Consider the following 11,839-nt stretch of genomic DNA (forward strand, 5'->3'; position numbering starts at 1 on the left):
ATTCGTCTTCTTGATCTCGCCACAGTGAGGACAGCGCTGACTGGTATAAGCCGCACTAACCGTGATAACTGCAGCACCTGCCTGGATAGCCTTGTAGGTCAGCATCTGTTCCAGCTGATAAAATGCCCAAGATACTTTCTCATAGCGTTTATCTTTGACCGTTTTTTCCATGGCAAAACGAACATTGACCAGATCTTCTAAAGCAAACAAGGTATTTGGTCCATACTTCGCAATAAGTGTCTTAGACAGCTGATGGTTGAGATCAGTCATCCAGCGGTTCTCTTTATTGCCCATTTGACGGATACGCCGTTTGGAATTTCTGGTATTGTGCTTTTGCAAACTAGCCCGCAGCGCTTTGTAGTGATGCCGTTTACGGTTGATAGCTTGACCATTGAAAAACGTTGTTTTTCCCTGGTCATCATATGCGGTGACTAATTGCCGGATGCCACGATCAAGCCCCACAACGTGTTGCATATCATTACGGGCCAATTCAGGGAATTCTTTATTAACTGCAATGTGTAAAAACCAATTGGTCCCAGACTTAATTAGTTTTGCACCACCAAACTCCCAGGTGCCATCCAGATACTGTTCAAAGCCAGTTTTCAACACAAAGCGAGCCTTCACCCGACCTTGAAGCGTATTGATGGATAACTTTTCACCATCTGCGATGATAGACCAATCTCGGTTACGGACTAAATCAGCTTGCGGGCGCTGAAAATAGACCGGTTTCCAAAGCCAGTGCAGGTCTCTGGAGATTTTTAGATAAATTTCTTTGCCCTTTTTATCTTTTTTACCGGTGGCATAGGCCATAGGTTTGCGTCGCAGTTGCGTCTGAACAGTTTTATAACGAGCAACCGTCGTTCTGATTGCAGAGATGGCCAGTTGTGATTTCAGCCCAAAGCGTTGTCGCAAGTCTCGATAAATCTTTTTGTGGATTTTGAAAGTACTCAACTCAAAATAATTGTTAAAAATGTACTCAGAAACATGATTGCAGGCCGAGCGATATTGTTCACTGGTCTCCTGAAATTTAGCGGAATCAGTAGCGTTATCTAGTTTGAGTTTAGCCTTTACCGTTAGGCTTAACAGCATTTTGATCACCCCTTCCTCTTATAGTTATTATAACTTATCTAGCAACCACAAAGAAAAAATAGTGCTCAAAGTAGGCACATATTTATAAATAATTTGAGTTCTTCAAACTCAATCGGAATTTCTCACGGGATTGAAATCCCGTGTTTCCTTTCCGATATTCTCATGAATTACCCAAGGAGGACTCAAATGATTACTGTTTATGTGATCAAATATAGTCATTCGTAGTCAAATGTCAGCATCAAAGGATAAGGTCAAAAACCTGCAGCGCAGTCTCTTTCGCCGACTGCGCACGGCGATCGAGTACAAGGCTGCTTGGCAGCATCAACACGTGGTGATCGCGGACCGTTTCTTTCCGTCCACCCAGCGTTGTTCGAACTGCGGCTTTATCAAAACTACCGACAGTTATGGCGGTAAGATGACCCTTCAAGGCGACAGCATTTACCATGATCATGACACTTATCGCTGTTACGAATGTGGCACGGTCATGAATCGTGATGAGAATGCCGTTCAAAATTTAATTGCGTATGCGGCGGGGCTTCCGCCGGAACGGGTAACCGTTCATTGATGATTTTCCAGTCGGTCACTGTCCCAACTGACTTGTTCAGAAGGGGGAATATCGGCGTTTACGAAATCGACGAAAAACGTAGCTTAACGGTCTAAATATGAAGTGACACCATAGACTGGATGTGATCACCATTGATCATATTTGCATACGTTTTAGAAAGCAGTTTGAATAATGCTAAAAAGTTATATTGTAGATGCGTTTACCGATGAAGTATTTAAGGGCAACCCAGCCGCCGTCCTTTTTCTACCGAAGTATCCCAGTGATCAATTAATGCAAAATATTGCTATGGAAAATAAATTATCCGAAACTGCCTTCGCGGTGAAAAAAGATAGTACCCATTATGATTTACGCTGGTTTACCCCAGGTGGTGAAATTGACCTATGTGGCCATGCCACTTTGGCGACTGGATTTTTAGTTTTTAAATATGCTGCGCCCAAAGATAGTGCCACCGTTACCTTTAAAACGAAAAGTGGTAACTTGACGGTCACGCAAAAGGGCGATTTGTATGAAATGAATTTTCCATCTTATGATTTAAAATCCGTGCCGGTGACGGCGAAAATGACGGCCGCTTTTGGCGTTGAACCAGAAGCCGCCTATCTAGGCCGAGATTTACTTTGCGTCTTCCCTGACGGTACGAACTTGACCAACTTGAAACCAGATATGACCCAATTAAGTCAGTTGGACGGGCTCCTGCAACATGCCACAGTGGCTAGTGTCACATATGATTGTGTGTCCCGCTCTTTTGCACCTAAGCTAGCTGTGCCAGAAGACCCGGTTTGTGGCAGCGGTCACTGCCACATTGTCCCCTATTGGGCCAAACGCCTTGGTAAAACGCAAATCAAAGCCTATCAAGCTTCACCCCGTTCTGGTGTTTTGTATTGTGATTATCAAGGCTCAAGAACCTTACTCAGTGGTAAAGCAGTGCTTTATTCAATTGGGGAAATTTATGTATAACCCTACCAAAAAACACTAACCGTAATCATTTGTCATGATTGCGGCTAGTGCTTTTTTCAATGCGTTTGACACGCTATGATGATTCCCAGCAGGTTAAGAATAAAGTAATACAAATATCAAACTACTAATCGTTTGAATTAAAATTGGGGTGGTAAGATTTCTAGCACTGAGGTAGCTGAGCCCTAATAAAACCCCAATCAAGGTTTGAATGATCAACATGGGGCCAAAAGCCGTCCCGGCAAAGAGGCCACTGAGGATAGCCACTAGGACTAAACCGCCAAAATATTGCCCTAGGCTGTGACCCACGAACAGTTCATTAAAGGCCAAACCATTGAAGAGACCTTGCTGGATGGCGGGTAAAAAGGCCACCATGAAAATCCGAACAGCCCACAAATTCACGCCAGATTGTTGCGCCATGGCTTGTTGCAGGTCATAGGCACCTAATAGATCTTGAGCTTGCAGCCAGGCGGTCACTAATTGGATGCCGGCGATAAGGACTAAAAATAATAGCATATAATAATAATGGGGCGCATCCAAAAAGGCCGTTTTATAATAGGGGGGCCGCACGCGGTGGACAGCAACTTTGTAATAATTCACCACCAGCCCCATTAATAATAGACCTGCTACTAAATACAACAAAGATAAAAACAACGGGGTGGCATTGGTATTTAAGATGATTCTGCGTTGAAAAAAGATTAATAGGCCAAAGAGTACTAATAAAATCAGTGCTAAGGTCCGGTGCTTTTTCCCGATCACTTGGGTTGATTGCATACAATTTCTCCTTACTTTTCTTTCGTAACCACTCCCATTTTACACAAAAAACCATCAAAATACTGCTATTTTTTGTAAAACTTAAATAAAGCCGAATAATTTGCCCCTACCTTATCAAGTAAAACGGCGTCATTGCGAATTTTCCCAAAATAAAAATCGTAAAAAAATAGCGCTGTAGACGACATGCCTACAACGCTAAAATGCCCGGTTAACTTACTATCAAGCCGCTTGCCGGATTTGAACCGGCGACCCCCACCTTACCATGGTGATGCTCTACCTGCTGAGCTAAAGCGGCAATTACCGCAAGAAATAGTATAGCAAAAAAAGGGGTGAGCTGGCAAGTACTTTTCTTTGAATTTTAATAATCAATATAGGTGCGGTTATAAAAGTCTAAGCGTAGTTCTTCAGTGGGTTTTTGACCCATATCAAAGTGCACTACGCCCACATTGGCAATTTGGCCAAACTGTTGCACTTGCGCCACCCGCATCAATTCGGCAGTCATGGCCCGAATCGCCGAGCCATGGGATACAAATAACACATTGCCGTCAGGATTATTATTCAAGGCATCATAAGCAGCTTCACTGGTACGCTGCCGCACAGCTTCATAGGTTTCCCCATGGGCAATTGACACATATTCGGGCAAGATCAAACCGGCTCGATCAAAACAGCCGGGGTATTCGGCCCGCAAGGCGGTAATACTTTGGCCTTCCCATTGCCCGAAATTCATTTCTTTCAAGCGATCGTCCGTATCAAATTGCACATCGGCCCCTAATAAGTCCTTCACCGTTTCCAAGGTCCGGATCATGGGACTAACAAGGATTTCATCAAAGGTTTGGTTTTTGAAAAATGGCGCCAAGGCTTGTGCTTGGGTATGCCCAGCATCGTTCAAAGGAATATCACTGCCCCCGCCTTGGACAATGTGTTTAATATTGTAATCGGTTTCGCCGTGACGTACTAAAGTCAGTTGCATCTTATTAAAATCCTCCATTTACATACATTTATTTTTAATCAGCATTGATTGGGTCATGTTTATCGCTTCAAAAAAGTCTTCGGAACGTTTATACTTGTATTATCGAGACTTCAATAATACAATACTTTATATTCTCTGAAAACGAAAGGAACAACTATGTCTCCAAGTAAAGAAAACTATTTGAAGATCATTTTCGAATTGGAATATGATCATCGTAAAATCATTAATAAAAATATCGCTGACATTATGGGCGTCAGCGCCCCTTCCGTCAGCGAAATGCTGGCAGCTTTGGTCAAAGATAAATTGGTGGAGCACTCCCCTTACAACCAAATCACCCTGACCGCTGAGGGCCATAAATTGGCTAAGGAATTGGTCAAGAAACATCGGCTTTGGGAAGTCTTTTTAGTGGATGACTTGGGCTATACCATATCCGATGTCCATCAAGCAGCCGACACTTTGGAACATGCCACGAGTGGAGATTTGATTGACCGTTTGAATAAGTTCTTAGACTACCCGACGCATTGCCCTCATGGCGGTATTATACCAGATAATAGCCCTGAACAAAACGATAACGCCGTGATGCTGGCGGACTTGAAAGATGGGCAAACGGCTACGATCAAACGGGTCATTGATAATCACGAGTTTCTAAACTATTTTGCTGAACTCCACTTGGAATTAGGTGACCAGCTTAAAATCGATAGCCGAGCACCCTTTGACGGCCCCTTGACCGTCACTAAAAACGGTCAAGAGGAACTGCAGATCGGTTTGAATGCAGCGACTTTTATTTTTATGAACCCACCAGAACCATAGCTGTTGGACCTGATTAAGGACTTAAAACGTCTTTGATCAGGTCTTTTTTTGAGGACAATACAATTACTTTGACAGACACAGTAATGTGATGTACGATACTGTGTATCAAACAGTAATAATGGATTGTGAGGGACATCATGGCAAAAGATATATCCAAAGAAATGATTCGCGGTGCCACCGATGGCATCGTCTTGAATATTTTGGCCCAGGGCGACTCTTACGGCTATCTGATGGTCCAACAAGTCGCCCAGCTGTCCGAAGGCCAATACCAGCTAAATGAAGCCACGTTATACACAATTTTTAGACGCCTGACCAAAAATGGCTGGGTAGAAAGCTATTATGGGGACGAAAGCCAAGGGGGTCGGCGGAAATATTACCGCATCACCGCCAGCGGCACCCAGCAGTTAGCTGATTTTCGCCAAGAATGGCGCTTTGCCAAGGATATTATTACAAAACTAGTGACGGGGGAATTATCGCATGATCAATGGAATAATTATTGATGACGCTCTACAGCGCCTATTCAGCGGCTACCCTAGAACCGCGGAAATTATGGATTTCTACCAAGAAGTCAAAAATGACGTTTCAGAACATGCCGAGGATCTATTGATCGCCGGCACGGCCAAAACCCCGGAGGCGGCGGTAAAAGCTGCCGTGGCGAGTTTAGGGGACTTAAATGAAGTCTTACAACTCATCAGCCGGGGTAAAACGCAGCCTACTCCCTCTGAATCAGGCGTTAATGCAGCAAACAACACCCAACCGGCTTTTACCCAAAGCTTTGATATAGCCGCTGTTCAAAACCTGGACCTGGCCATTGGTTTTGGCACGGTGAATTTTCAGCAAAGCCCGGATAATGCCTTGCATATCCGCCAAGATCAAAAACCGGAACTGGCAGCTTATCGCTTAGCCTTGGTTCAAGATGGCCCCACCTTACATTTAAAAGTAGCTAATGTCAGCTGGCTCCACTACCTGACCCCCTTTGGCCATCCCCATTCCACGGTGACCATCGCCCTACCTAAGGCGTTTGCTGGCGATATCAGTGGTCAGGTCAGTGCTGGGTTGTTAAATTTCACCAATTTTCAAACGAAGGCTAATTTTAACCTGACCATTAAAGCCAGCAATACCAAAGTTGACCAAGTTCAGGCCAACAATATGAATATCTTGCTAAGTGCCGGTAATTTCAAGGCTGATGGTCTCATCACGGCCACCTTAACCGTGCATACGAAAGCCAGCAACATTCGCTTGATCGGGGTCCAAGGGCAAATGGACATTGCCGCCCACTCTGGGACCATCAAGGCCCAAGATCTCAGCGGCTTTGGCAGTTTTTCCGCCCACTCTGGCACTATTAAAGCGGCCTGGACCAAGGTCAACGGGGACCTGCACTTTTCCGCCCACTCCGGGACCGTTAATGTGCAAACCCCGGCGGATGCTGATTTCAAATTTAGTCTGCAAGCCCGCTCTGGCGCCGTGAAGTTAAAGCGGCCGGCCCACTATGACCTGCAAGTCACTGGAGCCGCCATGGGGACCACCACCAATGGCAATGAACCAATTTATCAATTGACCGCCACCGCCAATTCCGGCACCGTGGTCATCGCCTGACAAAAAAGCATCCCTGACAAGTCTAAACTTGTTTTGGGATGCTTTTGAATTGCGTCATGTTGGCTTATTGAACTTTCACGATCCAGCCTTCTGGGGCTTCAACGTCCCCGAATTGGATACCGGTTAATTCGTCGTATAAGCGTTTGGTAACTGGGCCGACTTCAGTTTCACTGTAGAAGACATGTAAGTTGCCTTCATATTCCAAACCACCGATTGGGGCGATGACAGCGGCCGTCCCGCAGGCACCGGCTTCAGAAAACATGTCTAAGTCGTCAATGAAGATTTCGGTTTCTTCAGTTTCCAGACCTAAGCGTTCTTTAGCCAGATACAAGAGTGAATATTTGGTGATACTTGGTAAAATAGATGGGGACTTCGGTGTTAAGAACTTCTTGCCGCCCTTAGTGATGCCAAAGAAGTTGGCAGAGCCGATTTCTTCGATGCGTTTGTGTTCAACAGGATCCAAATAAACGGCATCGCTGTAACCATGTTCGTGGGCATATTTGCCGGCCTTTAAGCTGGCAGCGTAGTTCCCACCGACTTTACTTTGGCCAGTCCCTTTATGAGCTGCCCGGTCATAATCCATGACGATGAAGTTCGTTGGTGTCAAACCACCCTTAAAGTAAGGGCCAACTGGCATACAGAACATCGTGAAGATATATTCATCGGCTGGTTTAACCCCGATATTTGGGCCAACCCCAATCAATAATGGTCGGATGTATAAAGTCCCGCCAGTACCATAAGGTGGCACATAATCGGCATTAGCTTTGACTAATTGCTTAGCGGCATTGATGAAATCTTCGATAGGATATTCTGGCATGAGCACCCGATCAGCAGAGTCTTGCAGCCGTTTGGCATTGCGATCTGGTCTGAATAATTGAATCGAGCCATCTTTGGTCCGATAAGCTTTCATACCTTCAAAGGCCCCTTGGCCGTAGTGTAAGATTGGTGAGCCTTCATTCATATGTAGATTAGGATCTTCGGTCAATTTGCCTTCTTCCCATTTGCCATTGCGATAATAGGCAAGATAGCGGTAAGGTAATTGCATATAATCAAAGCCCAAGCTATTCCAATCGATATCTGAAACTTTTACTACCATTTGTAAATTCCCCCTTAGTAATTTCTATCATAATAACGCAAATTATGACAAAATGCTATACTTGTTTTAATTAATCTCTAATTTTTAGCAATTTTCAGAAAGGTGGTCCTTGTGACGACAACTCATTTACCCCAAAACATCCTGGTCCACGATGCGTATATTCATAATTTGAAACATATCGACGTGGCGATCCCTTTAAACAAATTCACTGCTATTTCTGGCCTCTCCGGCTCAGGAAAATCTTCTTTGGCCCTGGGCGTATTATACGCTGAGGGTTCTCGGCGCTATCTGGAGGCTTTATCCACCTATACCCGCCGGCGCATCACCCAAGCCCCGGCCAGTGCGGTACAGTCCATCCAATACTTACCCGCGGCCATTGCCCTGCGGCAGCGCCCCAGCGTGCCCAATATTCGTTCAACAGTGGGCACCATGACCGAAAGTTTGAACATCATTCGCTTAATGTTTTCTAGACTGGGATCTCATCGCTGTCCCAATGGCCATCAAGTCCCCCCCACCATTGAAGTGGCCCGGGCCATGGCCAAAGAAGGCGCTGAGATGGGTGAAATCACCTGTCCCACCTGTGGCGTCCGCTTCAGAGTGCCTGGTGCTGAAGACTTTGCCTTTAACTCAACTGGCGCTTGTCCCACTTGTGGCGGGCTAGGTCGCGTGCGCCAGATCGACCCAGACACCTTAATTGGGGATGAAACCAAGTCCATCCAAGACGGGGCCGTAGCCGCCTGGCGCCTGCCAGGACGTAATTTCATGCCCACAGTGGTGCAACAAATCGGCGTCAGAATCGATGTTCCTTATAAGGACTTAACTCCCAAGGAAAAAGACATTGTCTTACATGGCCCCAAAAAGCAATATAAAATCTCTATCCCCAGTTCCACCGGCCGAGTCTTTAACATGGATCATGCCCTTTATGAAAATGCCTTTAACGCCGTGGAAGATACGGCCCAAAATACTAGCAATGAGCGCACCTTAAAACGCTTAGACCGGTTTTACAACTTTGGCGTCTGCCCCACTTGTCACGGCAGCCGGTTTAATCCCAAGTTGCTCACCAGTTTGATCCAAGGTTTAAACATCGCCCAAGTCAGCCAGTTGACCATTGGGGAATTATTACCCTTCAACGCCCGTATTTTACCGGCGTTGCCCCAGGACATGCAAATTTTAGGCCAACGGCTGACCGTGGAACTGGCTCAGAATTTACAGCCGTTAGTGGATTTAGGCTTGGATTATTTGACGCTAGATCGGGCGGGGATGACTTTATCAACTGGGGAATTACAGCGGATCCAATTAACCAAGACGATTCATAACGAAACCACCGGCGTCTTATACGTACTGGATGAACCCTCCGTGGGCCTGCACCCGGACAACGTTCAAGGCCTATTGAAAATCTTGCGGCGCCTGGTAGCCCTAGGCAATACCCTAGTGGTGGTGGAACATGACCCCAGCATTATCGCCAGTGCCGACCATATTTTAGAAATTGGGCCCGGGGCTGGGGTCAAGGGCGGTCGTATCCTGACCCAGGGCAGTGTGGCACACGTGGAACACAATCCCAAATCTTTGATTGCCCCCTTCTTAACCGGGCAAGCTCAATTGATCAGCCGCCAGCAACATACAGCTAACGTCTTTGACCAGGGAAAAATAGGCTTGCACATCACGGATATTTTCAACCTCCACGACTTACAAGTAGATTTCCCTTTAAACCGCCTCAGCGTGGTCTCCGGCTTTTCTGGGGCTGGTAAGACAACATTGATCTTAAAGTCTCTGATTCCGGCCATTAAAGCCCAAAACAAGCACGCGCCCCTGCCCCAGCAAGTGGCTAGTTTGACCAATGACAAAATTCGTCATATTCAAATGATTGACTCCACCCCCATTGGCAAGACCAATCGTTCCACCGTGGCCACTTACTCGGGGATTTTTGACCGCATCCGGGCCTTATTTGCCCAAACACCAGCTGCTAAAGCACAAAAAATGACCGCCAGCACTTTCTCCTACAATCTAAAAGATGGCGCCTGTCCCACTTGTGGGGGGACGGGGACCATTGATTTGGACATTCAATACTTACCAGATATTGAGCAGGTTTGCCCTACTTGCCACGGTCAGCGCTACAATCCCCAAGTCTTAGGCATCAAATGGCAGGGTTATACCATCGCCGATATCCTGGCCTTGTCGGTGACTGAAGCCATCCCAGTGTTTGCCAAGGAGCAAGCTATCACCACCATGCTCACCACCTTGGCCGAAATGGGCCTGGGTTATTTAGCCCTGGGGGAAGCCACACCAATTCTATCCGGCGGGGAAGCCCAGCGGTTGAAGCTCACCACCCAAATGGGCCGGCAGCAAAAAGACACGCTATATGTCTTTGACGAACCCTCCGTGGGGTTACACCCTAAAGACATTCAAACCCTTTTAAAGGTCTTTGACCGGCTCCTAGGCCAAGGGGCTACAGTGATCACCATCGAACATGATTTAAGCATTATTGCCAATGCCGATTATTGTGTGGATATGGGTCCCAGAGGTGGGGCTGCCGGTGGTCAGATCCTAGTGGCCGGCAGTCCGGCAGCCTTGGCCAAAAGCCCTAACAGCATCACCGGTCACTATTTACAACAAGAACTGCAACGCTTTAACCAATAGCACTCAAAAAGCGCGCCTAGCCCCTAAATTAGGAGGCAGACGCGCTTTTGACTGTTTAAATTAGGCCTCAGATTTCTTTGGCATTGGTTCAGTGGCTTCTTTGAGGAAGTGGCGGAAATTCACCACAATCCGGTGATTGAGTTCTTCCACGTTCAAGTTATCCACTTTGGCATTGAAATCCGTAATCGTCAATAAAGCTGAGTTCTCATAGAGCTTTTCAACTTTACCAACAAATGGGGCATCCATGTCTTCTTTGACCTGACATTGGTATTGTTTTTCTAATTGGACCGCTTCTTTTTTCATCTTGATCACCTATAACTACTTTCCTTTTGGTGTCACCACTATAATGGTTTTAAATGCTAAAATCAATACAATATTCGAATATTTTTTAATTAATATCTTAAATTATTATTGTTTAATGCAATATAGGCTATTCATATTGGCATTATTATATTTCGTCAAAAATTGCAAAATTTGACCTTCAGGGCTAGAATTGAGGTATAGGAAGAAACTGAGGTGAGAAAATGGCTGATAAATTTGTAAAAATTGACCAATTGGCTAAGGAATCTCAGGGCCGGGCGGTCAAAAAATTCATTGAATTTTATTTGGGACTTTTTAAAAATCGTAACTTAGATGTGCTTAGTGAACAAGATCATCAAGATATTATTGTTGCCATTAATAATTATATTTTTGATAACATTAGTTTTACACGGGAGCAGTTAATCGCCCGTTTGTTTGCTGATCGCTATGCCGAGTTTGTTGTCTACTTAACTGAAATTGACCAAACCTATACCCAAGATGGTCTGACCACCAAACAAAGCTGGCCGGATTGGCTAGCTGACAAGGAAAAACATATTGATACCAAAGAAGCTTTGTCTTAAAATTGCCAGACTTACAATCGAGTAGGAGGTGAATGATTAGTTCATTCACCGACCTCTCACACCACCGTACGTACGGTTCCGTATACGGCGGTTCAATAATTTAAGCGTTCTTGAATATACTGGAAGGCCTTGGACAGGTTCAAAAGTCCAAGACGTTCCAGTTTTTCATTTGTCAGGGTATATTTCAGCACGCCAGTGTGTGCGGTATACCAATACCCTTTGCGGGTATTAGCGAATATCCGCGCTTCTGACACCGATTCCCCTAACTTTCTAAGGTTCTTAAACTTCGTTTTAGTTTTCTTCCATGATTTCCAAATATATTGTCGAATCCTCGTGCGTAGCCAGGCATCTAAGGCTTTAAGAAAGCTCTTCATACGTCCGATACCGTAGTACTGTAACCAGCCACGCATTTTCCGCTTGATATCGCTGAAAATGGTCCCCAGACTAACCCCACGGTTTCGCTTAGTGAT

Annotated in this window: 13 protein-coding genes and 1 tRNA gene; 7 read left to right on the forward strand and 7 right to left on the reverse strand. The window is 45.5% G+C overall.

Features of this window, described 5'->3' with window-relative positions:
• A partial coding sequence (locus FC83_RS13075) for an RNA-guided endonuclease InsQ/TnpB family protein (protein ID WP_236700842.1) occupies positions 1–1,089 on the reverse strand: 1,089 nt, incomplete at its 3' end.
• A 229-nt stretch (positions 1,090–1,318) separates the two neighbouring features.
• Here FC83_RS13075 and FC83_RS16965 point away from each other — a divergent pair.
• Positions 1,319–1,654: a zinc ribbon domain-containing protein gene (locus FC83_RS16965; protein ID WP_081763034.1), complete on the forward strand. Its 336-nt coding sequence runs from the start codon at positions 1,319–1,321 to the stop codon at positions 1,652–1,654.
• Positions 1,655–1,825: 171 nt separating this feature from the next.
• Positions 1,826–2,608: a PhzF family phenazine biosynthesis protein gene (locus FC83_RS13085; RefSeq protein WP_035451911.1), complete on the forward strand. Its 783-nt coding sequence runs from the start codon at positions 1,826–1,828 to the stop codon at positions 2,606–2,608.
• Positions 2,609–2,701: 93 nt separating this feature from the next.
• On the opposite strand, the gene FC83_RS13090 is transcribed toward FC83_RS13085, so the two are convergent.
• From FC83_RS13090 to FC83_RS13100, 3 genes are all read right to left on the reverse strand, one after another.
• Positions 2,702–3,379: a hypothetical protein gene (locus FC83_RS13090; RefSeq protein WP_035451909.1), complete on the reverse strand. Its 678-nt coding sequence runs from the start codon at positions 3,377–3,379 to the stop codon at positions 2,702–2,704.
• A gap of 222 nt (positions 3,380–3,601) precedes the next feature.
• Positions 3,602–3,674 (reverse strand) — tRNA-Thr (locus tag FC83_RS13095).
• Between the two features lie 63 nt (positions 3,675–3,737).
• A complete protein-coding gene (locus tag FC83_RS13100; protein WP_052004554.1) occupies positions 3,738–4,349 on the reverse strand; it encodes a histidine phosphatase family protein in 612 nt (203 codons plus the stop codon).
• A 156-nt stretch (positions 4,350–4,505) separates the two neighbouring features.
• Between FC83_RS13100 and FC83_RS13105 the strand changes: the two genes are divergently transcribed.
• The 3 genes from FC83_RS13105 to FC83_RS13115 all read left to right on the forward strand — a co-directional run bounded on the left by FC83_RS13105 (position 4,506) and on the right by FC83_RS13115 (position 6,755).
• A complete protein-coding gene (locus FC83_RS13105) occupies positions 4,506–5,159 on the forward strand; it encodes a metal-dependent transcriptional regulator (protein WP_035451908.1) in 654 nt (217 codons plus the stop codon).
• A 137-nt stretch (positions 5,160–5,296) separates the two neighbouring features.
• Complete coding sequence (locus FC83_RS13110; RefSeq protein WP_035451906.1) at positions 5,297–5,659, forward strand: PadR family transcriptional regulator; 363 nt, start codon at positions 5,297–5,299, stop codon at positions 5,657–5,659.
• Positions 5,637–6,755: a DUF4097 family beta strand repeat-containing protein gene (locus FC83_RS13115; protein ID WP_035451904.1), complete on the forward strand. Its 1,119-nt coding sequence runs from the start codon at positions 5,637–5,639 to the stop codon at positions 6,753–6,755. Before FC83_RS13110 ends, FC83_RS13115 begins: the two co-directional genes overlap by 23 nt.
• A gap of 64 nt (positions 6,756–6,819) precedes the next feature.
• Here FC83_RS13115 and FC83_RS13120 read toward each other — a convergent pair whose 3' ends face one another.
• Complete coding sequence (locus tag FC83_RS13120; protein WP_035451902.1) at positions 6,820–7,851, reverse strand: branched-chain amino acid aminotransferase; 1,032 nt, start codon at positions 7,849–7,851, stop codon at positions 6,820–6,822.
• Between the two features lie 111 nt (positions 7,852–7,962).
• Between FC83_RS13120 and FC83_RS13125 the strand changes: the two genes are divergently transcribed.
• A complete protein-coding gene (locus tag FC83_RS13125; protein ID WP_035451901.1) occupies positions 7,963–10,488 on the forward strand; it encodes an excinuclease ABC subunit UvrA in 2,526 nt (841 codons plus the stop codon).
• A gap of 60 nt (positions 10,489–10,548) precedes the next feature.
• Here the strand turns inward: FC83_RS13125 and FC83_RS13130 are convergent, their stop codons facing one another.
• On the reverse strand, positions 10,549–10,791 hold the full coding sequence (locus FC83_RS13130; RefSeq protein WP_035452078.1) for a hypothetical protein: 243 nt from the start codon (positions 10,789–10,791) through the stop codon (positions 10,549–10,551).
• A gap of 221 nt (positions 10,792–11,012) precedes the next feature.
• On the opposite strand from FC83_RS13130, the gene FC83_RS13135 reads away from it, so the two are divergent.
• Positions 11,013–11,369 carry a hypothetical protein gene (locus FC83_RS13135; RefSeq protein WP_052004553.1) on the forward strand — a complete coding sequence of 119 codons (357 nt, stop codon included), beginning with the start codon at positions 11,013–11,015 and terminating at the stop codon, positions 11,367–11,369.
• A gap of 92 nt (positions 11,370–11,461) precedes the next feature.
• Here FC83_RS13135 and FC83_RS13140 read toward each other — a convergent pair.
• A partial coding sequence (locus FC83_RS13140; protein WP_275472424.1) for a group II intron maturase-specific domain-containing protein occupies positions 11,462–11,839 on the reverse strand: 378 nt, incomplete at its 5' end.

Source organism: Agrilactobacillus composti DSM 18527 = JCM 14202 (genome assembly GCF_001436375.1).
In the GTDB taxonomy this organism is placed as follows: Bacteria; Bacillota; Bacilli; order Lactobacillales; family Lactobacillaceae; genus Agrilactobacillus; species Agrilactobacillus composti.

Coding starts and splice junctions, on each gene's coding strand:
- FC83_RS13120 (WP_035451902.1), bottom strand. CDS start 7,851: ATGGTAGTAAAAGTTTCAGATATCGATTGGAATAGCTTGGGCTTTGAT.
- FC83_RS13090 (WP_035451909.1), bottom strand. CDS start 3,379: ATGCAATCAACCCAAGTGATCGGGAAAAAGCACCGGACCTTAGCACTG.
- FC83_RS13100 (WP_052004554.1), bottom strand. CDS start 4,349: ATGCAACTGACTTTAGTACGTCACGGCGAAACCGATTACAATATTAAA.
- FC83_RS13110 (WP_035451906.1), top strand. CDS start 5,297: ATGGCAAAAGATATATCCAAAGAAATGATTCGCGGTGCCACCGATGGC.
- FC83_RS13135 (WP_052004553.1), top strand. CDS start 11,013: ATGGCTGATAAATTTGTAAAAATTGACCAATTGGCTAAGGAATCTCAG.
- FC83_RS13130 (WP_035452078.1), bottom strand. CDS start 10,791: ATGAAAAAAGAAGCGGTCCAATTAGAAAAACAATACCAATGTCAGGTC.
- FC83_RS16965 (WP_081763034.1), top strand. CDS start 1,319: ATGTCAGCATCAAAGGATAAGGTCAAAAACCTGCAGCGCAGTCTCTTT.
- FC83_RS13115 (WP_035451904.1), top strand. CDS start 5,637: ATGATCAATGGAATAATTATTGATGACGCTCTACAGCGCCTATTCAGC.
- FC83_RS13105 (WP_035451908.1), top strand. CDS start 4,506: ATGTCTCCAAGTAAAGAAAACTATTTGAAGATCATTTTCGAATTGGAA.
- FC83_RS13085 (WP_035451911.1), top strand. CDS start 1,826: ATGCTAAAAAGTTATATTGTAGATGCGTTTACCGATGAAGTATTTAAG.